The 22546-nt window shown below is 68.6% G+C and carries 19 protein-coding genes; 10 read left to right on the top strand and 9 right to left on the bottom strand.

Annotated elements, in window-relative coordinates:
• Nucleotides 1-2: 2 nt before the first annotated feature.
• The 3 genes from EOE66_RS19505 (at nucleotide 3) to EOE66_RS19495 (ending at nucleotide 2142) form a co-directional block, all read left to right on the top strand.
• Nucleotides 3-962 (top strand): ketopantoate reductase family protein, encoded by a 960-nt coding sequence (locus EOE66_RS19505; protein WP_128230409.1) that lies wholly within the window; start codon nucleotides 3-5, stop codon nucleotides 960-962.
• Complete coding sequence (locus tag EOE66_RS19500) at nucleotides 962-1375, top strand: GFA family protein (RefSeq protein WP_205702756.1); 414 nt, start codon at nucleotides 962-964, stop codon at nucleotides 1373-1375. Before EOE66_RS19505 ends, EOE66_RS19500 begins: the two co-directional genes overlap by 1 nt.
• A gap of 191 nt (nucleotides 1376-1566) precedes the next feature.
• Nucleotides 1567-2142 (top strand): outer membrane beta-barrel protein, encoded by a 576-nt coding sequence (locus EOE66_RS19495; protein ID WP_164885182.1) that lies wholly within the window; start codon nucleotides 1567-1569, stop codon nucleotides 2140-2142.
• An 83-nt stretch (nucleotides 2143-2225) separates the two neighbouring features.
• Here the strand turns inward: EOE66_RS19495 and EOE66_RS19490 are convergent, their stop codons facing one another.
• A complete protein-coding gene (locus tag EOE66_RS19490) occupies nucleotides 2226-4409 on the bottom strand; it encodes a TonB-dependent receptor plug domain-containing protein (protein ID WP_128230407.1) in 2184 nt (727 codons plus the stop codon).
• A 183-nt stretch (nucleotides 4410-4592) separates the two neighbouring features.
• Here EOE66_RS19490 and EOE66_RS19485 point away from each other — a divergent pair, with 183 nt between their 5' ends.
• Nucleotides 4593-4907, top strand: coding sequence for a hypothetical protein (locus EOE66_RS19485; protein ID WP_128230406.1), 315 nt, complete (start codon nucleotides 4593-4595; stop codon nucleotides 4905-4907).
• Nucleotides 4908-4916: 9 nt separating this feature from the next.
• Here the strand turns inward: EOE66_RS19485 and EOE66_RS19480 are convergent, their stop codons facing one another.
• Nucleotides 4917-6011 (bottom strand): 3-deoxy-7-phosphoheptulonate synthase, encoded by a 1095-nt coding sequence (locus EOE66_RS19480; RefSeq protein ID WP_128230405.1) that lies wholly within the window; start codon nucleotides 6009-6011, stop codon nucleotides 4917-4919.
• Between the two features lie 98 nt (nucleotides 6012-6109).
• On the opposite strand from EOE66_RS19480, the gene bioA reads away from it, so the two are divergent.
• The 5 genes from bioA (at nucleotide 6110) to EOE66_RS19455 (ending at nucleotide 12635) form a co-directional block, all read left to right on the top strand.
• Nucleotides 6110-7492 carry an adenosylmethionine--8-amino-7-oxononanoate transaminase gene (gene bioA, locus EOE66_RS19475; protein ID WP_128230404.1) on the top strand — a complete coding sequence of 461 codons (1383 nt, stop codon included), beginning with the start codon at nucleotides 6110-6112 and terminating at the stop codon, nucleotides 7490-7492.
• Nucleotides 7482-8168, top strand: coding sequence for a dethiobiotin synthase (gene bioD, locus EOE66_RS19470; RefSeq protein ID WP_128230403.1), 687 nt, complete (start codon nucleotides 7482-7484; stop codon nucleotides 8166-8168). Before bioA ends, bioD begins: the two co-directional genes overlap by 11 nt.
• Before the next feature lie 592 nt (nucleotides 8169-8760).
• Complete coding sequence (locus EOE66_RS19465) at nucleotides 8761-10452, top strand: hypothetical protein (RefSeq protein WP_128230402.1); 1692 nt, start codon at nucleotides 8761-8763, stop codon at nucleotides 10450-10452.
• Nucleotides 10453-10651: 199 nt separating this feature from the next.
• Nucleotides 10652-11140 (top strand): hypothetical protein, encoded by a 489-nt coding sequence (locus EOE66_RS19460; protein ID WP_128230401.1) that lies wholly within the window; start codon nucleotides 10652-10654, stop codon nucleotides 11138-11140.
• A gap of 85 nt (nucleotides 11141-11225) precedes the next feature.
• Nucleotides 11226-12635 carry a tetratricopeptide repeat-containing protein gene (locus EOE66_RS19455; RefSeq protein WP_128230400.1) on the top strand — a complete coding sequence of 470 codons (1410 nt, stop codon included), beginning with the start codon at nucleotides 11226-11228 and terminating at the stop codon, nucleotides 12633-12635.
• 316 nt (nucleotides 12636-12951) lie between these two features.
• On the opposite strand, the gene EOE66_RS19450 is transcribed toward EOE66_RS19455, so the two are convergent.
• The 7 genes from EOE66_RS19450 to EOE66_RS19420 form a co-directional block, all read right to left on the bottom strand.
• Nucleotides 12952-13608 carry a PEP-CTERM sorting domain-containing protein gene (locus EOE66_RS19450; protein WP_128230399.1) on the bottom strand — a complete coding sequence of 219 codons (657 nt, stop codon included), beginning with the start codon at nucleotides 13606-13608 and terminating at the stop codon, nucleotides 12952-12954.
• A gap of 39 nt (nucleotides 13609-13647) precedes the next feature.
• Entirely contained in the window at nucleotides 13648-15444 is a 1797-nt protein-coding gene (locus EOE66_RS19445) for a hypothetical protein (RefSeq protein ID WP_128230398.1), read from the bottom strand.
• Nucleotides 15445-15473: 29 nt separating this feature from the next.
• Nucleotides 15474-16574, bottom strand: a complete 1101-nt coding sequence (locus EOE66_RS19440; protein ID WP_164885181.1) for a TolB family protein — start codon at nucleotides 16572-16574, stop codon at nucleotides 15474-15476.
• Nucleotides 16575-16587: 13 nt separating this feature from the next.
• The gene (locus EOE66_RS19435) at nucleotides 16588-16857 is read right to left on the bottom strand and encodes a hypothetical protein (RefSeq protein ID WP_128230396.1); all 270 of its coding nucleotides are present in this window, start codon (nucleotides 16855-16857) and stop codon (nucleotides 16588-16590) included.
• Nucleotides 16858-17345: 488 nt separating this feature from the next.
• Complete coding sequence (locus EOE66_RS19430; RefSeq protein WP_128230395.1) at nucleotides 17346-17789, bottom strand: hypothetical protein; 444 nt, start codon at nucleotides 17787-17789, stop codon at nucleotides 17346-17348.
• Between the two features lie 251 nt (nucleotides 17790-18040).
• Nucleotides 18041-20077, bottom strand: a complete 2037-nt coding sequence (locus EOE66_RS19425; protein WP_128230394.1) for a S9 family peptidase — start codon at nucleotides 20075-20077, stop codon at nucleotides 18041-18043.
• A 65-nt stretch (nucleotides 20078-20142) separates the two neighbouring features.
• On the bottom strand, nucleotides 20143-21105 hold the full coding sequence (locus EOE66_RS19420; protein WP_128230393.1) for an alpha/beta hydrolase family protein: 963 nt from the start codon (nucleotides 21103-21105) through the stop codon (nucleotides 20143-20145).
• Nucleotides 21106-21431: 326 nt separating this feature from the next.
• Between EOE66_RS19420 and EOE66_RS19415 the strand changes: the two genes are divergently transcribed.
• Complete coding sequence (locus EOE66_RS19415) at nucleotides 21432-22481, top strand: MBL fold metallo-hydrolase (protein ID WP_128230392.1); 1050 nt, start codon at nucleotides 21432-21434, stop codon at nucleotides 22479-22481.
• The last annotated feature ends 65 nt before the right edge of the window (nucleotides 22482-22546 follow it).

Here is a 22546-nt window from a genome sequence, read left to right as displayed (position 1 = left end):
ACATGAGCTTGCCTGCCATTGCACCGGCCCCGGTTTGCATCGTCGGCGCCGGCGCCCTGGGCAGCCTGGTGGCCGCGCGGCTGGCGCTGGGCGGGCAGGCGGTGTGCCTGATCGGCCGCGCTGCGCAGGTGCAGGCCCTGGCGGCCGGGGGCCTGGAGCTGCAGGACGCCAGCGGCACCCACCGCGTACCCTTGCCTGCCAGCACCGATATCGCCACCGTCGCGCAGGCCGGTCTGGTGCTGCTGTGCGTGAAATCGGCCGACACCAAGGCCGCCGCCCATCAGATGGCGCCGCACCTGCGGCCGGGCGTGCCGCTGCTCAGCCTGCAGAACGGCGTGGCCAACGGCCCGCTGCTGGCGCGTCTGCTGCAGCGCCCGGTGCTGGTGGGCGCGGCCTACATCGCCGCGGCCCAGCCGGCGCCGGGCCAGGTGCGGCACGCGGGCGGGCTGGCCATCACCTGGGGCGCCCTGCCCGGCCCGCTAGGGGACGCTTTCGACGCGGACACGCTGGCCGCCGTGCAGCAGCGCCTGCAGGCCGGCGGCTTCGAGCTGCGCATGAGCGAAGCGCCGCTGGCCGAGCTGTGGCGCAAGCTGGTGGTGAACTGCGCGGTCAACGCCGTCTCGGCGCTGGCGCAGGCGCCCTACGGCGTGATGGCCGCGGTGCCGGCGGTGCGCGAACTGCAGGCCGCCGTGGTGCAGGAAGCCGTGGCCGTGGCGCAGGCCGAGGGGCAGGCGCTGAATGCCGCCGAGATGCAGGCCGCCGTGGCCGGCGTGATGCAGCGCATGCCGGCGCAGCGTTCGTCCACCGCTCAAGACCTGGCGCGCGGGCGCCGCAGCGAGATCGAGCAGCTCAACGGCGAGATCGTGCGCGCCGGTGCGCGCCACGGCATCCACACGCCCGTCAACCAGGCGCTGCTGGCGCTGGTGCAGTTGCAGGAAGCCGTGAACCTGGAGAAAGCCTGATGCCCGACGACCCGACGCAAGACGCAGCCCCGCTGCACCACGGTGCCTGCCTTTGCGGCCAGGTGCGCTTCACCGTGCGCGGCGCGCTGGCCGCGCCCTGGGCCTGCCACTGTTCGCAGTGCCGCAAGCAGAGCGGGCACTACTGGGCTTCCACCGAGGTGCCGCGCGAGCGCCTCACGCTGCAGGGCGAAGAGCACCTGCGCTGGTACCAGAGCTCGGCCAAGGTGCGCCGCGGCTTCTGCCAGCACTGCGGCAGCTTCCTGTTCTGGGACCCGCCGCACAAGGACTGGACCGCGGTGGCCATGGGCGCCTTCGACGGCCCCACGCAGACGCAGCTGGCTCGCCACATCTACGTGGCGAGCCAGGGCGACTACTACACGCTGAACGACGGCGTGCCGCAGAACGAGGCCTGAGCCACCGCCTGCATGGCCGCCTTTGCTCCAAAAGGCAGGTGCCCCAACGCCCCGGCCTGGGCAAGATGAGACGGCGCTGAACCTGCACCTGCACGCCGCCCGTGCGCGATGGCGTGGCAGCGATGCGGACCTGCCGGCCGCCTTGTGGCGGCCGCCGTTTTCATGCCCCTCACGGGGCTTCTGACCTCCCCATGCATCCATTCCTTCCTGGCTTGCTGGCGCTCTGCGCCGCGATCCCGGCCGCCGTGGCGGCCCCCAACGACGGCGTCGTCGGTGCCTACGCGCGCGTGGACGTCGGTCGCAGCCACTTCGCGCGCATGCCGTCGACGGTGCTGCAGGTCGCCGACTCTCAGGACCTGGCCGTCAAGTTCTACCTGGGCTACCGTTTCGATGAACGGTTGGGCTTGGAAGCCGGCCATGTGCGGCTCGGGTCTTTCAGCGAGGTCGACCGACAGGGCGATGCGGGCCCGCCTCTGGGCCGTTCTGCGCGGGCCTGGTTCGTGGCGGCAAGCGGTCGGCTGGCCGTCGCACCATCGCTGTTTCTGCAAGGCCGGCTCGGGCTTTCCGCAGGACGGGTGAGCGGCGCCACCCGTCCCAGCACCACCAGCACTCTGACGGGCGACCGCACCGCCGTGATGCTGGGGCTGGGCGCGGAGTACCGGCCCTCGCCCCGGCTCACCCTCACGCTCAACCATGACAGCTACGGGCGCGTCGCCGCCCACGTCAAGGCCCGGGCCCTGCTCTTCGGACTGCACATCACCCTGTGAGCGCCAGCGCGCGCAGGGTGGTGCGAAGGTTCAGGTCGCTCGGCGGGCGCATGAAGCGGGGCCCGAGATCGGGCTTAGGAGGACTAAAGCTTCATCTCCAGGTTCGCGCTGTAGAAGGCACGCCCTTCGCGCGTGGTGCGGCTGCTGTCGCCGCTGGTGAAGCTGGTGCGCGTGGCACTGTCCAGCGGCGCGATGTTGTTCACGCCCAGGCGCACCGACACCGTGCGGCTGAAGTTCCACAGCGCAAAGGCATCGAGCGAGCGCACGCGCGTCTGCTCCAGTGCCTGCACGCTGGTCTGCTGCGTGCGGTAGCCGGGCGTGTAGGCCAGGCTGCTGCCCACGCTGAGCGGCAGCGCCGCGAAGCGGTAGTCGAAGCCCAGGTTGCCCGACCAGGGCTGCTGGTTGTCGAGGCGGTTGTCGGGGCCCGGCACCGCGTCCACGCGCGAGCGGTAGTAGTTCAGCGAGGCGCGCAGGTTCAGCGCGGTCTTCGCATCGAAGAGGCTGGGCAGCAGTTCACCGGCGCGGCCCTTGATCTCGAACTCCAGGCCCGTGGTGCGCGCCTTGCTGAAGTTCACCGGCGTCGTCACGAAACGCGGCACGGTGGCCCAGGGCACCGTTTCCAGCGTGGTGACGCTGCGCACCAGGTCTTCCACGCTGCGGTGGAAGGCGCCGATGCTGAACATCGCGCCGCCGGTGAGGTACTTCTCATAGGCGATGTCCAGGCCCGTGGCCAGTTCGGGCTTGAGCGCGGGGTTGCCGCGCCGGTCGGGCGAGGCCTGGGTGTTGGGGCGCGTGGTGTCGGTGAACAGGCCGCTGAGCGAAGGCCGGGCCACCAGCGCGCTGAGCTCGGGCGCCTTGTAGCTGCGCGTGAGGCTGGCGCGGATGATGTCGCGCGCCTTGGGGTCGAGCTTGTAGGTCAGGTGCCAGAGCGGCGTGGTCACGCGGCTGATGTTGCGCACCGCGTCACCCGTGCCCTGGCTGCGCGTCTCGATGCGCTCGGTGCGCAGGCCCAGGTAGGTGGCCCACTGGGGCGAGATCTCCCACTCGTCCTGCACGAAGAAGGCCTGGCGCGAGATGCGCGCGCGGAAGGGCTGGCCTTCGAAATCCACCAGCTGCGGCGCGCCGTTCTCGGTGATGGTGCGGGTCTCGTCGCGCTGGCGCCATTCCAGTTCCCAGCCGGCCGAGAGCGTGTGGCTGTCGCCGATGAACTGGCCGTACTTGCCGCCTTGGGTGATGCTGCGGTCGCGGTTGTCGCCCACGGTGCGGCGCTGTGCGCTCGTCAGGCCGTCGAAGGTGTTCTTGCTGTGCTGCACGCCGGCCTTGAGCTCGATGCGCTGGCTTTCGCTGAAGCGGTTGTTCCACTGCAGGTTGGTGCGCAGGTTCTGCCAGGTGCCTTCGAAGAAGTTGCTGGCGTCCAGGGCGGGCTGACCCAGCAGCACCTGGTTGGTGTAGCTCTGGCGGTTGTTCCACTCGCCGCGCTGCGCGAAGAACTGCGCCGAGGCCGATTCGTCGTCGCTGATCTTCCAGTTGATGCGCGGCGAGGTGTTGATGCCCGTGCCCCAGCTGTCGTTGCGGCTTTGCTGCACGGCGGCCGAGGGCTGGCCGTTGCTGCCGGCGGTGAAGCGCTCGATCTCGCTGCGGTTCACGGCGCGCCACTGGAACAGCGACACCGGCAGCGAGAGCGAGAGCCCGCCCTGGCGCTCGCCATAGGTGAAGCTGGCCGAGGGCGTGGGCCGCACGGCGTTGTAGGCCAGGCCCAGGCGCAGGTCGCGCTGCGAGACCTTGGGCGCTTCCTTCAGGATGATGTTGATGGCGCCGGCCACGGCCTGCGCGCTCTGGTCGGCCGTGGGGCCGCGCGTGATCTCGATGCGCTCGATCTGATTCGGGTTGAGCTGGTCGAACTGGAAGCCCGGCGGCGCCGGGTCGCCGTTGATGAGGATGAGCGTGTAGCCCGAGCCCAGGCCGCGCATGCGCGGTGCGCCGCCCTGGATGTTGACGCCCGGCAGGCGCTTGAGCACGTCGGCCACGCTGGTGTCGCCGTACTTGTCGATCTCCTCGCGGCCGTAGATCTGCTTGGCCACGGGGGCGCGGCGGCGCAGGTCGGTGTCGGTCTGCGGGCGGGCGGTGATCTCGACACGCTCGATGCGCGCGCCCGGCCGCGGCGCGGGCGTGTCTTCGGCGCCGGGCGCGCCGCCCGGGGTGCCCTGGGCGGCCGCGAGGCCCGCGATGAGGCTCAGGCAGGCGGCGGTGATCGGGGCAGGCTTCAAGGTCTCTCCAAGGCTGGGGCGGTTCGGGGTGGACCTTAGGGCCTGCGGCCGGTGCGTGCCACCGGGCTGCGACGAAACGACGGAACTCGGCTGCGACTGGCTACCATCGGGTGGCGAGCGCCCCTGTCATCCGCCGCAGGGCGGCAGGGCGCCAGGCCATTCCAATGCGCCAGAGGGCTGACCATGAACGAACTGCTTGCGGCCTACCGCGCCGTCTCCAACAACTGGGCCCAGATCCAGGGCAGCAAGCTTTGCGGCTGCTGCAGCTGCGTGCAGCTGTTCCCGGCCGACGAGATCGTGGCCTGGACGGGGCTGGACATGCACAACGTCGACGACCCCAAGGCCGTCGACAACCAGACCGCCTTGTGCCCGCGCTGTGGCAGCGAGGCCGTGATCGGCGACAAGTCGGGCTACCCGATCAACGTGCAGTTCTTGAGCCGCATGAACGAGGCCTGGTTCCAGCGCACCATCATCCGCAAGCCCACGCCGAAGAAGTAGCGCCGCTTTTCAGCGGCCGCGGCGCTGGCGCACCGCGCCGGCCAGTTGCTGCAGCAAGGCCGCCGTGTCGTCCCAGCCGATGCAGGCATCGGTGATGGACACGCCCTCGCGCAGCGGCTGCCCAGGTTGCAGCTGCTGCTGGCCTTCGTTCAGGTGGCTTTCGATCATCACGCCGCTGATGCCCTGCTCGCCGGCGGCGATACGCTGCGCGATCTCTTGCGTGATCTGAATCTGGCGCCGGTGCTGCTTCTCGCTGTTGCCGTGCGAGACATCCACCATCACGTGCCCGCGCAGGCCGGCGGCTTGCAGGCTGTCGCAGGCCGCGGCCACCGATTCGGTGTCGTAGTTCGGCCGCTTGCCGCCGCGCAGGATGACGTGGCAGTCGGCGTTGCCGTGGGTCTCGAAGATGGCGGCCTGGCCCATCTTCGTCATGCCCATGAAGGCGTGCGGCGCGGCCGCCGCGACGATGGCGTCCACCGCCACCTTCACGCCGCCATCGGTGCCGTTCTTGAAGCCCACCGGGCAGCTCAGCCCTGAGGCCAGCTGGCGGTGGCTCTGGCTCTCGGTGGTGCGCGCGCCGATGGCGCCCCAGGCCACCAGATCGCTGATGAACTGCGGGCTCAGCAGGTCGAGGAATTCGGTGCCCACGGGCAGGCCGCGTTCGACGATGGCCAGCAGCAGGCGGCGCGCACGCTCCAGGCCTTCGTTGATGGCGAAGCTGCCGTCGAGGTGCGGGTCGTTGATGTAACCCTTCCAGCCCACCGTGGTGCGGGGCTTCTCGAAGTAGGTGCGCATCACCACCAGCAGCGCGTCGGCCAGCGGCGTGGCGGCGGCCTGCAGGCGTTCGGCATAGGCCAGGGCCTGGCCGTGGTCGTGGATGGAACAGGGGCCGACGATCATCAGCAGCCGGTCGTCGTGGCCGTCGAGCACGCGCGCGATCTCGGCGCGGTGGCGCTCCACCTGCAGGAGCGTGGCGTCGCTGGCGGGCAGCTTCTCCAGCAGCAGCGCCGGGGTGATGAGCGGGCGCACGGCGTCGATGCGGGTGTCGTCGGTGCGGGTGCTGTCGCGGGTGCTGGGGCGCGTATCGGTGCGGGTCGAGGTCATGCCGGGATTGTGGCAAGCCCTGCAAGGCACCGGGGCCGGCGCGGGCCGGCGGCACAATCGCGCCCCGCCGGGCCCGTGCCCGGCCGCAGAGCCCCCCAATGACCTTGAACGACGACTGGCGCCAACGCAGCCTGGCTGCGGTGTGGCACCCCTGCACGCAGATGCGCCTGCATGCGCCCGAGGGTGGCGCGCAGCCGCTGCTGCCCATCGCGCGCGCCGAAGGCGTGTGGCTGCACGATGCCGACGGTGCGCGTTATCTCGACGGCATCAGCAGCTGGTGGGTCAATCTCTTCGGCCACAACCACCCGCACATCCGCGCCGCGCTGGTGGACCAGCTGCAACGGCTGGACCACGTCATGCTCGCCGGCTTCACGCACGCGCCGGTGGTGGAGCTCAGCGAGAAGCTGGCGGCCCTCACCGGCCTGGGCCATGCCTTCTACGGCAGCGATGGCGCCTCGGCCACCGAGATCGCGCTCAAGATGAGCGCGCATTTCTGGCGCAACGCGGGGCGCCCGCGCAAGAGCCGTTTTGTCGGCGTGGCCGGCGGTTACCACGGCGAGACCGTGGGCGCGCTGGCCGTCACCGACATCGCGCTCTTCCGCGAGGCCTACGCGCCGCTGCTGCGCCTGGCTGCCACCGTGCCCAGCCCCGATGCACGCGGCGCAGCACCTGGCGAAGACGCGCAGGCCGTGGCCGAGCGCGCCGCCCAAGTGCTGGAAGACTGGCTGGCCGAGCACCACGAAGACACCGCCGCGGTGATCGCCGAGCCGCTGGTGCAGTGCGCCAGCGGCATGGCCATGCACCACCCGCACTACCTGCAGCGCCTGCGCGCGCTGTGCACACGTTTCGACGTGCACCTGGTGCTGGACGAGATTGCGGTGGGCTTCGGCCGTACGGGCACGATGTTCGCGCACCAGCAGGCCGGCATCCGCCCCGACTTCCTGTGCCTGAGCAAGGGCCTGACGGGCGGCACGATGGCGCTCTCGGCCGTGCTGTGCACCGATGCGGTGTATGCCGCCTTCTACGACGACGAGGTCGCGCGCGGCTTCCTGCATTCGCACAGCTACACCGGCAACCCGCTGGCCTGCCGTGCCGCGCTGGCCACGCTGGAACTCTTCGAGCAGACCAATGCGATCAACGCCAACCGCGCCACCGCGGCGCGCCTGGCGGCGCAGTTCGAAGGGCTGAACACCCATCCGCGTGTGCAGCACGTGCGCCAGTGCGGGCTGATCTTCGCGTGGGACGTGCCCAACCACCTGCCCGACTTTGCGCGGCGCTATGCGCGCCACGCGCTGGCGCAGGGCGTGGTGCTGCGGCCCATCGGCCACACGATCTATGCGATGCCGCCCTACGTCATCGACGAGGCCGAGGGCGAGCACCTCGCGCGCGGCGCGCTGGCCGCGCTGCAGGCCACGCTGAACGATGAACCCGCGGCCCCAGCGGCCGCTTTGTCCCGAGGCGAGATCCGTGATGGCGTCTGAAACCCTGACCCGCAGCCTCTTCATCACCGGCACCGACACCGGCGTCGGCAAGACCCACGCCAGCGCCGTGCTGCTGCACATGCTGGCGCGCCGCCATGCCCGCGTGGTGGGCATGAAGCCCGTGGCCGCCGGCCTGGTGCCACACGAAGGCCGCTGGGTGAGTGAAGACGCGATGGCGCTGCGCGCCGCCAGCAGCGTGGCCGTGCCTGACGATCTCGACAACCCCGTGCAACTGCCCGACCCGCTCTCGCCGCACCTGGCGGCCGAGCGCGCCGGCCGCCGCGTGAGCGTGGCCGAGTTGCAGGCGGCGCACACGGCACTGTGTGCGCACGCCGACGTGGTGCTGGTGGAAGGCGCCGGCGGCTGGCGCGTGCCGCTGAACGAGAGCGAATACCTCAGCGACCTGGCGCGTGCGCTGCAGGCGCCCGTGGTGCTGGTGGTGGGCCTGCGCCTGGGCTGCCTGAACCACGCGCTGCTGACGGCCGAGGCCATCCGCGCCGATGGCCTGCAACTGGCGGGCTGGGTGGCCAACCGCATCGACCCCGAAATGGCCTGCGCCGACGAGAACATCGCCACGCTGCAAGCCCGCCTGGGCGCGCCGCTGCTGGGCGTGCTGCCCTGGCAGGCCGTGCCCGATGCGCGGCAGGGCGCGCTGGCTTTGCCGGCGGGCTTCTAGCGTTCCTGCCTGGATGGCGGGCCGCACGACCAAACGGGCTGCCACCATGCGGCCACGGGTCGGTGACGGCAATCGGCCATGACCGGTTGGTCGGCCCGCGCGCCCAGTCGTGGCCTTGCCAAGCAAGTCTGACTCCGAAATGCGGCCGATGTCCCGAGCGAGCGCGAGAACTGCCTCGGGTATCCGCAGCCCGCTGCGACGACCCTCGCAACGACCGTCCTGGCCTTCGTGGCGGAGCACGGGCTCGCGGCCATGCCTCGGGCGGATCTGAAGACTGCCCCGCTGCCGGTGCCGTCGACGGACGCTCCGGGCGTCTGGACGCCGACGACGAGGAGGAAAGCGACGATTGGGACGACCAGCCGGATGCCGGGGCGCCTGCCGAAGCATCAGTTGCATCGGACCTGGCCCGCGATCAGTTGCTCGCCTCACCGTCGCGCGCTGGATGACCCTTGGCCCCGCCGGCAGCGCACCCGGTCCACCACGCCATCCCCGCTCAGGCGCAGGCCCGTCGATGCAGGGTTTCCCCATCGCGCCGGTCTTGACCGTCGCTAAGATTGGCAAGGTCGGCGATCGACGTGGTTGGAGGGAAACGATGCCCAAATTCGACAGAGTCGGCAAGACCGCGGCCGTGATGGAGGGCGTCGAGCAGGCCAACCGCTCCGACGGTGCGAAGACCCGGGCACTGCTCGCGGCCTACGACAACCTACCCGATCGGCAGCGCAAGGCGCTCAGCGAAGCCATGGGCCGGGGCAACTACACGAACCCGTCGCCGGGATTGCTCGTCCGGGGACAAGCCCGCATTGATGCCAATCTGGCCCACGAGAATGAAAAGACCTGCCGCAAATACCTTCGCGGCCTGATCTTTGTCTTCACGATGCGTTCGACGCAACCTTTCGACGCCGCACTGGCCAGCGCGATCGCCACCACCAACGAGATAGCCCGGGGCCTGACCTGGGACGGGGTTGCCATCGGCATCCTGGACGTGCGCCTCAAGCGCGAACTTGAGAACACGGATGCCCAGGTTGCCAGCATCAAGCAGACGATCAATGAAGTGGCCTGGGCGGGCTGGGACCGCAACAAATACCGCCCACTCATGGTCGGATGCGCCATTGGACAGCGGGGTGAAGCCGGGCCGGGCACCCTGGGCTGCTTCGTCGAACGCAATGGCGAGATATTCATTCTGTCGAATTACCACGTGCTGAAGCAGAGCGCGAAGTTCGGGTCAATGGGCGACAACGAGATCCTTCAGCCGGCTCACCTCGTCGGGGGGTCGTATCACGACGTCGTTGCCGACTACGTCGACGGCGAAAAGACCCTTGACGCGGCCATTGCCCGGGTTCGCCGCGGAATCGTGGTCGACAACCGCACGACCGGCCCCAATGCATTCAACATCAGCGGGCATTCGGTGAACGTCGCCGATGACATGCTGATCAAGAAACACGGCGCTTCAACCGGGTATCGCCTGGGCAAGATCAGCGATGCGACGGCGATCACCGCCCAGCGCACGGACATGGGCGGCGCGGCGGCAACGACTGTCAGCAACGTCAAGATCATTCGTGTTCCTGCCGACGCGCATCCGAACGTCGGGTTCCAAGTTCAAGGCGACTCGGGAACGGTCATCTGCAACATGGCCGACCAAGTCCTCGGGCTGATGAACGTCAAGCACGGGGACGGTTCGTCGCTCGCCACCTTGATCGATCCGATCCTCCGTCGTTTCAACGTGACGATCTTGCCGGCAGGTCAGCGGGTGTCTCCGGGCCGGATTGGGACCCTGATCAACTTCCGGACGAAACTGCTCCAGGCCAGCCCGAACGGCGGCATCAAGCACAAACTGCATTGGGACAGCGACACCAACGACCGGGCCGACCTCGGACATATCCAGATCCGCGAGCACGTGTCGTGGCCGACGCCTTCGCCTGCCGTGCTGCCTTACATCATCGACCCGCAACCGCTGGAGAACTACCGGGTGGCGGGGCAGCACTACGGCGTGGGAAATGCAGCCGTCACGCCCGGCACGGCCGACGAGGCCGAAGACAACCACGGCGCCACCGGGCTGTTCAAGCCCGCATTCGTCAACTATCGCGGTGCGGCGGATCTCGTCGTGACCTTCGATCAGGTCTACGAAATCAAGGTCGGAACCGCCGCATGGGTGGCCATCCCGAACAGCCGATACACCGTCGAGCGCAGAATCAGGGCGATGCCCAACAACAAGGTCCGCGTCATCCTGACGAAGACGAACGTGACGATCGCCGCTGACAGTATTTCGAACTGGGTCGAACTGTGAAGGGTCTTCCTGGCAAAGCCTGGAAGGGGAGTCTGCCTTGTTCATCCGCGATGTCGCCTTCACCACACCGACCAGTCACCCCGGGGCTTGCTCCTGAGCCCGTCACCTGAGGATTGGTTGGATTCGGTCTGCTGTCGGCTGCTGAGGCTCGCCGCCGCCAGGTTCGTCGAGCAGGTCTATGCCAGCAGCAGGGCGTCTGATGAAGCGCCTGCGCTCGGTTCCTGGACTTCATCCTCCTGCCGTGACTGGCACTGGCCAGGCCTCTCCCGCTCCTGCCGGCCGGCTTCCGACACCTCGCGCGCCGCGCGAACTTCTCGGCAGCCAACAGCATCGGACCGAGCTTGATCGAAGCCAGCGCGCGCTTGCGGATGCGCAGCACCGCGACGTCGCGATCGAGCCGCACTTTGCCGTGGAAGTGGCCCTCGAAGTGGTCGTCCTTCTTCAACCGGTAGCGCTTCTGCACCGCCGCCCACTCCAGGCCGCGTGGGAGGACCCCCGACGAGGCATGGTCGAGCGCGTTCATCAGCTCGAAGGGCGTCGTCTTGAACATGGGGTACCCGAACATCGCGTCCTCGACGTTGGCGCGTTGCGCCTCGCCGGACCGGCTGTTCGACCCTCGTCAAATCGAAAGGCCGCTGTTGTCGGCGTCCTTGAACTGGTCGTCCTGGCGAGGATCGGGTGCGCGTGAAGGGCAGCTTCGTGGCGTGTTTGGGTCTGCGGGCGTGAAGTGCATCAGTGTTGCAGCCGAGGACCTCTGCGCTTAATGTGGTGCCATGGGACTGTTCGATCTTTTCAGGCGCAGGAAAGTAGCGCATCCGCCCAGGAGCCAGAGCCGGATCGACTATCTGCTCACGGTGCTTCACGACCAGTTGGAGGCACCGAAAGACGCCTATGGGGGCGAAAACTTCCTCGCGATTGTCGAGCGGCAGCTGGTCGAAGGGCCGGTGGACCTGGCGCTCTGGAATATCGCCAGCCAGGTCAAGGACTGCTTCGAACTGGCCAATCTCTATTGGGGCCAGGGCGACACGGCCCGCGCCGAGAGCTACCTGCGCCAGACGCTGGAGCGGCATCGGCGGCTGTTGCGGGCGATGGCGGACCATGGTCAAGCCGCCACGGCCTACAACGGCATCGAGTACGCGAAGGCAGCCGCCTGTCTGCTCGGCAGTGCGGAGGAGGTCTTTCCGGCCGAGGGAGGGCCTGAGCACTGTTTCGAGCCATGGTTCATCAACACCGTACTCGATCGCTGCCTCGACACGGCACCGTTCGACATGGGCGCGTGGGTGGCCGCCTCGGATGCGTGGACGCGCAAGCGGCATCCGCGTTACCGGCTGGAGGAGTTCGGGTTCTACGTGAAGGCGCTGACAGGCGCATTTGTGTCAACCGACGAGATGCTGAGCGCCCACGAGCGCATGTTCACGGGCCGCGCAAACCGGACTGCCGATGCGAGCCTTCTGGCGGGATATCAGGACAACGAACTGATCATCGACTTCATCTTTGCCGCCGTTCTGCAGCGGATCGGCTGGGCCGGAACCTATCGCCACAGCTGGCCTGAAAGCGACGTGGTGGGCTCTGTACCGCGCACGGCGCGGGAGCCGGACCGTTATCTCGGCGTCGTGGCGGCTCCGCTGCCGAAGCCGGATGCCGATAGCGGAATCATTGAAGACGTCGTGGAAGCCCGTAGGTTCATCGACGCGACCTTGGCCAACCTGCCAAGGTTCGAGGATTTTCCGGCGGACGCAAGACGACCGGCGAAAGCGCGCAGCAAGGTTTCGGGCGAGCTTGCCAAGCTGGGATGGGACAAGGATCCGGCGTCGCTGGACCTGATGCGCGACTACCGGATGGACTGCATTCCCAACGGCAGTACCCATGTGTCGCTGTGTGACCCGCTGCGCGGTGCCGCGATCACATTGGGCGACTGGACGCAGTTGCTGGTGAATGATTTCGGCCTGCACCCGGAGTTCATCGCCATCGTCGGTAGCGAGGATCGGGCCGACTATGGCGACCCGCAAGGGCGGTGGTACGTTTACTGGAAGCGGGACAAGAGAATCTACGCGGTGGAGCGTGACGACTGGGACAGGCCCGACGTTGCCACGCAGGGGGCGGCAATGGGTCTCACGTGCTGGCCTTCGTACTGCAGTTTCGTGGCGTGGTGGATATCAGAGCATCTGCAGGCAACAAGGTGATGCAGGCGCACCCGCTCCAGTTTCCTTGGTCCCATGGCTCACCTGCAGCCGGTTCCACACGAAGGAACCACCCGACTGCCGGGCCTATGCCACCGCGCCCTGAGGGCGAACAGGAGTTTCAAGCGGCCTTTGGGTGGCGGCTGTGGATCCGGGCCCAGGTGGCTCAGGATCTTCTCGACCACCGGCCGCTCCGAGGAGGGCCGCGATGATCTTGAGCCCCCCGGTCGGCGCCGCCCGTGCTGCCTACTTCAACATCGTCTGGTTCATGAACAGCACCATGGCCCAGCTCAGCTTGAGGGTTGTGGCCCCAGGCCGTCTAGACCATCGGCGCCCGGCGGCGGCGCGTCAGGCTGCGCGTGAGCCCGCAGCCCAGCAACGCCAGCCCTGCCAGGCCGAAGGTGGCGGGCTCGGGGATCGGGTTCTGGGTGCAGCTGCCAGTGCCAACGGCCACGCAAGCGCCGGTGTATTGCAGGTTCAGCACCCCCGCAAAGCCGCTGGAGTCAAGGCGCCCCGTGACGAGGCGCTCAAGGTTCGGGTCGGCGCCGAAGTCGAGGTAGCTCACGCCATCGGCCAACCCTGTGAAGTCCAACAGCATCAGTGTGAAGCTGTCGCCCTGCAGGCCATCCAGTTCGAGATCGGTCAGGAACGAGGTCAGATCGCTGCCGATCTTGCTGTCGCTGGCATCGGAATCGAACCCGAACAGGGTGTTGGAGCCGCCCATCACCGCCGTTGCCGTAGACACGTCGATGCCACTCGAGCTCAGCGCGGCCGTGTTGAAGGCGACGTTCAGGTCGAAGCCGCTGACGATTTCATTGGCACTGTCCAGGCCGCTGATGACGATGGCGACTCTGATCGTGCCACCAATAGACACCTGATTCTGGGCCGGCACGATGGACAGCACAGGGGCAGCCCCTGCAGAACCCAGCCCGACAATGGCCAGGGTCATCGCGGCGGCTAGCGATTTCAGCTTCATGGGGCTACTCCTTCAGGGAACGGTTGTATGCGGCGCACGTCACTGAGCGCAGCTCGGGCGTGTGCAGCGCGCGGCACAGGTCCGGGTGTCGACGATGGTGATCTTCAGGTCGCCATTGGGGTCGCGCGGGTCGCCGGTGGCCACGCTCTGGCCGAGTGCGGCCCGGACCAAACCGATGTCGGCGCTGTCGACATCGCCATCGCGGTCGATGTCGCACACCAGATCAGGCTTGGTCAGCGTCAGGTCGAAAAGGATGGGCGTGTTGCCGGAGGTGTTGGCATTCAAGCGCGCCTGCACCTGAATGAAGCGCCCGGTCAGCCCGGGGTTGGCGCCGTTGGCCACCGGCACGAAGGGCAGGCTGCTCAGGTTGGCCTGCACATCGCTGGCACGCGCCGACACCACCACGCTGGCCCCAGCGGGCAAGGATTCCGTCCAGTTCACCTTCGTCCAAGACTGGCCGGCCACGCTGCTGTCGTTAACCACAGTCCACGTGCCTGTGGGCGTGGTGGTGTTGCGCGCGGCGAAGCCGGTGGCGTCGCTGTAGGTGTAGGGGTCGAAGCCGACGGGGAAAGTACCCAGCGGCGCGCAGTCGGTGCCGCGGTACTTCGCCACACTGTTGGTGAAGCGGTTGATCTGCCAGATGTTGTTGTCGGCATCGACGATGACGCCACGGGCCTCGATGGAACCTGCAAACTGGTTCGCGCCGCTGCACAACAGCGTGCCCGTGGTCTTGTCGTACTTGCGCACGCCGCCCGTGGTGTAGGGCCCGGTCCAGATGTTGCCGAAACCGTCCACCGAGATACCGGTGGACGAGAAGTTCTTCGAACCGCCCGGCGTGGCGAAGGTGTTGGACCCGGGCGTGAACTCGCGGTAGCCCAGATTGTTCAGCGAGGCCAGGTAGACCTTGCCGTTGCCCAGCGCGATGCCGTAATTCGTGCTGCTGTCGCTGAACGCCGTTGCGGTGGTGGCTGGGTTGGCAGCCGTCGTGTCCATGCGGCCCAGCACCCCACCGAGCGAGGCGCTCCACAGGATGCCGTTGCCGTCGACCAGGCAGCCGTACGGGCTCCAGGGCACGCTGTACGGGCCACCGATGATGGCGCCGTCGGTGGCGCGCAGCTTGTAGTAGCGGCGGGTATTGAACACGCCAACCCACAGATTGCCGTCGGTGCCGATGCACAGCGCACGCCCCAGCTGGCCGTTTTCGGTGGCCGGCAGCGTGCTGGTCCAGGCCACGCGCACGTCGCGGCTCTCGCAACTGGTGCCGTCGCAGTCGAAGTTGGCGCCGGTGCCGTTGATCACGTCCCGGGTCTCGGCGGCACTGATGGTGCCGCTGTTGTCCAGGTCGGTGGAGGTGCCGGTCTGCCCGGGGCGGACGATGGAGGCTTCGGCCAGCACCTTCATCACCATCGGAGGCCGACTGTCGAAGTGGCGGTTGGCGATGTAGGCGTTGCCTTCGATGTCCACGGCCGAGCGTGAAGGCGCGGGCCCGCTGAACGCGCCCTTGTTGCCGAACGGCCCGCTGCCGAAGAAGGTGCGGTAGCGGCCGAGTTCACGCCCGGTGTTGGTGTCGATCTTCGACAGCGTGTCTTCGCCCGCATTGGCAATCCACATCACGGGGAAGGTGGTGCCCACCAGGTTCAGCTGCAGCTGGTTGTTGTTCGGCGCGCTGAAGTTCACGCCCGACAGCACGCCCTGTGCGAAGTCGGCATCGTTGGTGTAGACCACCACGCCGGCTTGCGCAGCCATGGGCAGCGTGGCGGCCGCAACGGCCGCCACACCCAACCAGCGACGCCACAGGTGCGCTGGTGCGCGAAAGCCTGGTTCTTTGTCTTGCATGGTGTTCTCCTCGCCCTTGTTATGAGGGTTCATGGGTTGCGGGCCGCAGCCGCCACGGTGGTTGCGGCAGGCCGCCCTACCGGGAAGCCTTCTTGTGATGCTGATTTGGTCAGGCGCTGCAAACCCTGACCGTCCGCGCCGATGCGGTAGATCTGGCCGGGCCAGTCACGGAAGCTCATGAAATAGACGTACCGACCATCGTCGGACCAGCTGGCACCCATGTCGGCGTGTTCCCAGCGCGTGAGGTTCACGACGCCGGTGCCATCGGCGTTCATCACGTGCACGTTCATCGTGCTGCCTTGGCTGCTGGCGTTGCTGAGGAACAGCAGCTTGCTGCCGTCGGGCGAAAACTGCGGCTGGCTGTTGGTGTAGCCATCCTTCGTGAGTGCGACGGAGGTCTGGCTGCCCAGCTGCACCTTGCGCAGGTTCACGCCCTCGGTGCGGCTGCCGGAGTGCACGAAGACGAGGCTGCGCCCGTCGGGTGACCACACCGGCCCGAACTCGCCGCCCTTGCCTTCGGCAGCCGGCGTGATGGCGCCGGAAACGAGATCGAAGACGAACACGCGCAGCTTGCCGTTGACGTTCGCGTTGAAGGCGATCTTGGTCCCATCGGGCGACCAGGCCGGCGACCCCACTTCCGCCATGTCGGCGGCGATGAGGCGGTCGCCCGTACCGTCGGCCTTGATCAGCCGCAGTTCGGCACGGCCATCGGTCTCGCCGATGTAGGCGAGATGCTGGCCATCGGCCGACCAGGCAACGCTCTGCTCCAAGCCCGGCCTCGAGGTGAGCTGCCGCAGGTCGCCGCCCTGGGCGTCCATCGTGTAGATGTCACCGCCGCCAGAACGCGTGGAGACGAAGGCGATGCGCCCCTGCCGCGACCAGACCGGCTGCAGTTCGCTGTGCTGGCTTTGCGTGAGGCGGGTCTCGCGCGCGCCGTCGGCGTCGATGCGGAAGATCTGCGAACTGCCGGTGCGCAGCGAGGTGTAGATCAGGTCGCCGTGCGGGCCTGCCGCAGGCGACGCCGTTGATGCCACCTGGCCGGGGTTGGCCGCCACGGCCAGCTGGGCACTCCACGCCACGCAGAAAACGCTCAGCGCCTGGCCCACGGTGTGGAATCGGGACGCGTTCATCGGCGCCAACCCCTCAGCGTGTGGCGTGGAACAGGAGTTCAGGCGTGGCCGCGCTGCCATCGGCCAGAAGCAACTGCACGCGGTGCGCGCCGTCTTGCGCCACCACCAGCGTGTGCGTCAGGCTGCCGTCGGCCGCCACCACCACGGCGGCCATCGACACCGTGTCGCCAGGGGCGGTCACGCGGACGCTGATGAGCGCGCCGGGGTTGAATCCGCCCCCGGTCACGGCCACCGGCCGACCGACCGTGGCCACCGAAGGCACGCTGGCATGCGGCGCCGCCATGGCCGTTCCGCACACGAAGAGGGTAGCCCACACCACCCGGCGAAGTTTCAGAAAGCTCATAGCACCTACCTCCCGCGACTGAACAGCCACCCTTCCCGGAGAGACAATCTCTCCGGCGCAGTAATTTCTTGTTGCAAACCACGTTAGGCCTGCCCCCAGCTTTGAACAACCCCATGAGTCCGGGGGCCACTCTGAGCAGGTTAGGGGGCAGGCAAACCCGCGGTGCCCGGGGCCGCGCGCGGGTTGGCGGCGCGGCGCTGCGCTCGGCCGTTCCCGCACTCCGCAGCCGCTGGCACCGGGGCCCAGTGCACGGCCACAACGCCAGTCGCTGGCTTGTTCGCCGTCACGACCGGGGTCTGGGCAGACAGGAGTTTCCAACGCCCCCGCAAGGCCCGACGACTTGGCCGCGACCCCGAGGGCTCCTCTGGGCTTGACTTGCGGCCTCGGCCTCGCACTCGGCAGCCGATGCATCAACTCCAGCGGGCTCATCACCCGATGCAGCGGCACAGCTGCTTCAGCCGCTTGCGGTCGTGTCGTACCACCCGCGCTGCGGCATGCAGGCTGAACCCGTCGATGCAGACGCACAGTGGCTGGCGGGCCCGGTCCTCGCGTGGCACGCGCCTCGGAACGTCAGCACCTTCTGCCCGGCGCGGGTCGCAGGCGATGCTGTTGGCGATGGCCGCTGCCTGCTGCAGATGCCGCAGCGTGCGCGACGCCTGGCCATCGGCATCCTGCTCGGAAAGGTAGGTGTGGCCCGTGTCTTCGACCAGCACGGCCTGATGCGTGCGAATCTCCATGAGCCGGGCAATGCTGGAGTGCAGCAGCGTACCGAAGTCGTCGTCGGTCGGCGCACCGGCCTCGATGAAAGCAGGTGGCCATCGGCGCCGCATCGGGATCGGCAGCGACAGCATCCGCTGCGCCGTGGCTCGCACGGTGGGCTCCCGGTCGGGTGAGCCCGCACGGTCTCAAGCCGTGCTCCTTGCCTCAACCACCTTCGCTGCGGGCAACTGGCGTGTGCCTGCGTTGCGGGGCCTCCGGCGGCTGACTGCGAGGATGCCAGACTGGCAGCTTCAGGGCGACGAGATCGGGAGGACCTATGTCTCTTCTCGGTCAAGAGCGTGTTGCCGGCACCCGGCCTGCCCTCGGTACCACCACAAGCGATGGTTGGCGCCGCCCGTGCTGCCTATTTCAACATCGTCTGGTTCATGAACAGCACCATGGCCCAGCTCATGTAGTCGCTGTTCTCCTTGCGCGCGAAGCCGTGGCCTTCGTTCTCGCCGCGCAGGTACCACACCGGCGTGCCCAGTTCGCGCACCTTGGCCACGATCTGCTCGGCCTCGGTGTAGGGCACGCGCGGGTCGTTCTTGCCCTGTATGACGAAGAGCGGCTTCTTGATCTTGCTGGCGTTGGTCAGCGGCGAGATCTTTTCCAGGAAGGCCCGCATCTCCGGGATGCGCTCGTCGCCGTATTCCACGCGGCGCAGGTCGCGGCGGTAGCTCTCGGTGTTGTTGAGGAAGGTGACGAAGTGCGAGATGCCCACGATGTCGATGGCCCCGGCGATGCGGTCGCTGTAGTGCGTGGCCACCGCCAGGCTCATGTAGCCGCCGTAGCTGCCGCCTGAGACGATGACGCGCTCGGCGTCCAGGTCGGGCTGGGTCTTGATCCAGTCGAGCAAGGCCCCGATGTCCTTCACCGAGTCTTCGCGCTTGAAGCCGTTATCCAGCGTGACGAAGGTCTTGCCGAAGCCGGTGGAGCCGCGCACGTTGGGCTGGATGATGGTGATGCCCATCTCCTGGATGTAGTACTGCCAGCGCCCCATGAAGCCCACCGTGGCCTGCGCCTCGGGGCCGCCGTGGATGTTGATCAAGACCGGCCGCTTGCCCTTGAAACTGGCCGGCGGGCGGTTGATGAGGCCGCTGATGGTGCGGCCGTCGAAGCTCTTCCAGCGGATGATCTCGGTGTCGCTGAAGGTGCTGGTGTCGATGCTCGCGGGCACGGCCGCGCGGGTCCACTGCGCGCTGGCGCCGCGCTCGTTCAGCAGGTGGATCTGGCTCGGGCCCTGCGTGCTGTTCACGCTGTAGGCCAGCAGGGGCAGCTTGGGGTGGTACTGGGTGGTGCCCACCGACCCGGCGGCCAGTTTCGGGGTGGGCAGTTCCTTCCAGGTCTTGGTGTCGAGGAAGCGCACCTCGTCGCGCCCGTCGACGTTGGCCTGGATCACCATGGTCTTGCCGTCGGCACTGGTGCTGCCGCCGCCGATGTCCCAGGGAATGTGCGCCGTGATGCGCTGGAGATCCAGGGTCTTGAGGTCCAGCGTCATGACTTCGCGGAACTCGCCGAAGCGGTCGCTGGCCACCATCATCCAGCTGCCGTCCTTGCTGAAGGCGCCGCCGAAGTAGACGGCAGGGGCCTCCTGGCTGCCCGGCTTGGGCAAGAGCTGCACCGGCTTGCCGGCGTTGGCCCCTTCCAGGTCCATCAGGAAGAGCTGCGATTCGTTGACGCTGATGTAGCGCGTCAAGGCCATGCGCTGGCCGTCTTCGCTGATGGAGCCGCCGAACCAGCCGCCGCCTTCCAGCGTGGCGATCTTGCGCCGCTCGGCCAGCGGGTCCTTGGCCTCGGGGTTCACGGCCCAGAAGGTCGTCATCACCTGCGCCCGCGTGCCGCCCTGGGCCGTGCGGTCGATGGGCACGCTGCCGTACACCATCTCGCCCTGCGGCTTGCGCCAGCCGTTCAAGGCGTGGCGCTCGTCGGGCGGTGTCAGCCGCACGGCGGCGCTGCCGTCGAAGCCCTGGCGGTAGATCTGGGTGACCTCGTTGCCACCGCTGGCGCGGCTGAAGACGATGTAGCGGCCCTCCTTGGGTTCGTAGCTGCCACCGCCGGCCGGCTCAGGGCCTTGTGTCACGGGCTTGAGCTCGCCCAGGGCGGTGTCCAGCCGGAAGAGCTGTGCCGTGCTGGCGCCGGCAGCCCGGTGGCTGACCAGCATCTCGGCCTTGGTCGGGTGCCAGTCGGAGAAGCCGTGGCCCCGGAACTCGGTGTACGCCGCCATCTTGTCCACCAGGCTTTGCGGCACGGGCGGGATGTTCTGCACCAGCAGCGAGGCAGGAATGGGCGCGGTCGCAGCGGCGGGGGTCTGCGCCCTCACGCCTGTCGTCGCGTTCAAGCCCGTCAGGGCCACCAAAGCCAGGGCTTGTTGCGCAAAGGCGCGGCGTGAAGGCTGTGTCATGGGCAGAGCAGGAAGAGGGAAAGGACGTTCATTGTGGCGTGGCGGGGCCGTCGCGCGACGGGCCTTCAGCGGCCGAGGATGGCCTGCACCGTGGCAGCGCCCGCGGGTGTCCACGGGGCGATGAGTTCGAAGTGGCCGGCTTCGTCCAGGTTGAGCAGCTTCACGTCGTTCGCGCCGCGGTTCGTGGCGATCTGGTGGTAGCGGCGGGCATGGGCCGGGGGCACGACGGGGTCGTACACGCCCGAGACCAGGGTCACCGGCACGCCCAGCGGGCCGAGGGCTGCTGGCGAAGTGTCGGCCCAGGCGTCCTTGCCCCGCGCCTTCTCGTCGACCAGGCGGCCCGCAATCTCGGGGCTGCACACCGCGCCGATGAAGGGCGCGGCCCAAGCCAGATCGCCAACGCCGGCCACCGGTACCACCCGTTGCACGGGCAGCGGCTGCGCGCTGTGCAGCGGGCTGCTGGCAGGCAAGCGCGGGCGCGCGGCCAGCCACAGCGCCAGGTGGCCGCCGGCGCTGTGGCCGCTGGCGGTGATGCGGCCGAGATCGAGCGGGTGCTGCTTCGCGAGTTCGCGCAGGTGGTCGGCGCCGCGGGCCACGTCCTGGAAGGTGCCCGGGTAGCCGCCGCCCTCGTGCCCCACGCGGCGGTAGCTGATGCTCCACACGGCCATGCCCTGCTGGCGCAGGGCCTCGGCCTGCCAGGCCAGCAGCTCGGGCCCGGGCAGCTCGGCCATCCAGCAGCCGCCGTGCACCAGCAGCACCACCGGGTGCGGCCCGGCGCCATAGCGCTCGGCCGCCGGCAGCCACAGCTCGCCGAACTGCTGTGCAGCGCTGCCGTAGGCGATCTTGTGCTGCGGCTGTGGGCGCTCGGGCCGGTCGAGCACACGCTGGAAGTTCAGCAGCGGCGCGATGCGTGGCGTCGTGGCCGCGAGCGCTGCTGGCGCTTGCGCGTGGCCTGGGGCTGGCAGCAGGGCAGCGGTCAGTGCGATGGCGCCTGCGCTCAAGGCTTGGATGGCGTGGTGTGCGGGCATGTTGGGGATGCTCCTCCAAGCGCGAGTTTGCCGCCGACCCGCAGGGGCCGGGCTGCGCAGCGGCACCCGCTCACCTGCGCTGCTGGCTCGTGGAGCACGGGTCGAATCGCCCTGCGACGCCCCCTGGAGGCTTCGCTTGCGGACAATCGGCGTGGTGGCTCCCGGTTCCCGGCTGCTGGCCGCGCCGAAGGAGATGCCGATTGCTGACGCCCCCGAACCCGCCGACGACAAGCCGAGAGAAACGCAGCCCCGAGAACCGGTGCGCGCCCGCGGCACCTGCCAGCACGGCGAATCGCTGGGCGGCCCGGATGTGCCTGGCGGTCTCGATGGCGCTGCTGCTCGGCTGTTCAACCCCGAACGACGCCTTCGATCCCTCCAAGCCCCACCACCGACCGGGAGGCTTCGTCAACCTCCACCCAGCGGCCCAGGGTGAAGAGGCGCCCGGCTTCTGGCGCTGGCAGTGGGAACGCTGGCGCGCCGACCTGCCGCCCGACCGGCCAGACCGTGTGCGCAGCGCACAGCCCGACACCGCCTACCTGAAGGCCAACCGCGGCGACATCAGCTTCACCTGGCTCGGCCACTCGTCGGCGCTGTGGCAGCTGGGCGGCCTGAACATCCTCACCGACCCCCACCTCGGCGAGCGCGCCTCGCCGGTGTCGTTCGCCGGCCCCCGCCGGCTGACGCCCGCGCCCTTGCCGCTCGCGCAGCTGCCGCGCATCGATGTCGTGCTCATCAGCCACAACCACTACGACCACCTCGACGCCGAGACGGTGCGCGCCCTCGCCGCCCAGCCCGGCGGCTCACCGCTGTTCGTGGTGCCGCTGGGCGTGGAGAAGTGGCTGGCCGACGAAGGCATCACGCGCACGCGCCGCCTCGATTGGTGGGACCGCTTCGAACTCGAAGCGCCCGCGGGCCGTGTGACCGTGCACTTCGTGCCTGCGCACCATTGGTCCAGCCGCAGCCCTTGGGACCGCAGCGCCACGCTGTGGGGCGGCTTCGTGCTGCAGGCCGCGGGTGCTGGTGAGCCCTTCAGCCTCTACTACGTGGGCGATACGGGCTATGCGCCCGATTTCGCCGAGATCGGCCGGCGCTTCGGGGGTTTCGACGTGTCCATGATCCCGGTGGGCTGCTACCTGCCACGCTGGTTCATGCAGACCCAGCACGTCAACGAGGAAGAGGCCGTGAAGATCCACCGCGACGTGAAGAGCCGCCACTCCATCGGGGTGCACTGGGGCGCCTTCCGGCTCTGCGACGACCCCATCGACGCACCCGTGGACGGCCTGCCCGTGGCGCGCGAAAACCTGGGTGTGCCCGCCGAGGCCTTCGTGCTGCCCGTGCTCGGGCAGACGCGTGTGATCCGCCGCGCCGCGCCATGAACGGCGTGCTGGTGCCTGGCAAGCCGCGCCACCGCTGGTGCGACGGCCGCCCCGGCGCCTGAGGT

Source organism: Rubrivivax rivuli, from assembly GCF_004016505.1.
Lineage (GTDB): Bacteria > Pseudomonadota > Gammaproteobacteria > Burkholderiales > Burkholderiaceae_C > Rubrivivax > Rubrivivax rivuli.
Note: the sequence above shows the minus strand (reverse complement) of the source record. Positions and strands in the feature narration are given on the sequence as shown.

Coding starts and splice junctions, on each gene's coding strand:
- EOE66_RS19415 (WP_128230392.1), top strand. CDS start 21,432: ATGGCGCTGCTGCTCGGCTGTTCAACCCCGAACGACGCCTTCGATCCC.
- EOE66_RS19460 (WP_128230401.1), top strand. CDS start 10,652: ATGAAGCGCCTGCGCTCGGTTCCTGGACTTCATCCTCCTGCCGTGACT.
- EOE66_RS19425 (WP_128230394.1), bottom strand. CDS start 20,077: ATGACACAGCCTTCACGCCGCGCCTTTGCGCAACAAGCCCTGGCTTTG.
- EOE66_RS19465 (WP_128230402.1), top strand. CDS start 8,761: ATGCCCAAATTCGACAGAGTCGGCAAGACCGCGGCCGTGATGGAGGGC.
- EOE66_RS19480 (WP_128230405.1), bottom strand. CDS start 6,011: ATGACCTCGACCCGCACCGATACGCGCCCCAGCACCCGCGACAGCACC.
- EOE66_RS19435 (WP_128230396.1), bottom strand. CDS start 16,857: ATGGCGGCGCCGCATGCCAGCGTGCCTTCGGTGGCCACGGTCGGTCGG.
- bioA (WP_128230404.1), top strand. CDS start 6,110: ATGACCTTGAACGACGACTGGCGCCAACGCAGCCTGGCTGCGGTGTGG.
- EOE66_RS19420 (WP_128230393.1), bottom strand. CDS start 21,105: ATGCCCGCACACCACGCCATCCAAGCCTTGAGCGCAGGCGCCATCGCA.
- EOE66_RS19455 (WP_128230400.1), top strand. CDS start 11,226: ATGGGACTGTTCGATCTTTTCAGGCGCAGGAAAGTAGCGCATCCGCCC.
- EOE66_RS19445 (WP_128230398.1), bottom strand. CDS start 15,444: ATGCAAGACAAAGAACCAGGCTTTCGCGCACCAGCGCACCTGTGGCGT.
- EOE66_RS19440 (WP_164885181.1), bottom strand. CDS start 16,574: ATGAACGCGTCCCGATTCCACACCGTGGGCCAGGCGCTGAGCGTTTTC.
- EOE66_RS19505 (WP_128230409.1), top strand. CDS start 3: ATGAGCTTGCCTGCCATTGCACCGGCCCCGGTTTGCATCGTCGGCGCC.
- EOE66_RS19500 (WP_205702756.1), top strand. CDS start 962: ATGCCCGACGACCCGACGCAAGACGCAGCCCCGCTGCACCACGGTGCC.
- EOE66_RS19485 (WP_128230406.1), top strand. CDS start 4,593: ATGAACGAACTGCTTGCGGCCTACCGCGCCGTCTCCAACAACTGGGCC.
- EOE66_RS19450 (WP_128230399.1), bottom strand. CDS start 13,608: ATGAAGCTGAAATCGCTAGCCGCCGCGATGACCCTGGCCATTGTCGGG.
- EOE66_RS19495 (WP_164885182.1), top strand. CDS start 1,567: ATGCATCCATTCCTTCCTGGCTTGCTGGCGCTCTGCGCCGCGATCCCG.
- bioD (WP_128230403.1), top strand. CDS start 7,482: ATGGCGTCTGAAACCCTGACCCGCAGCCTCTTCATCACCGGCACCGAC.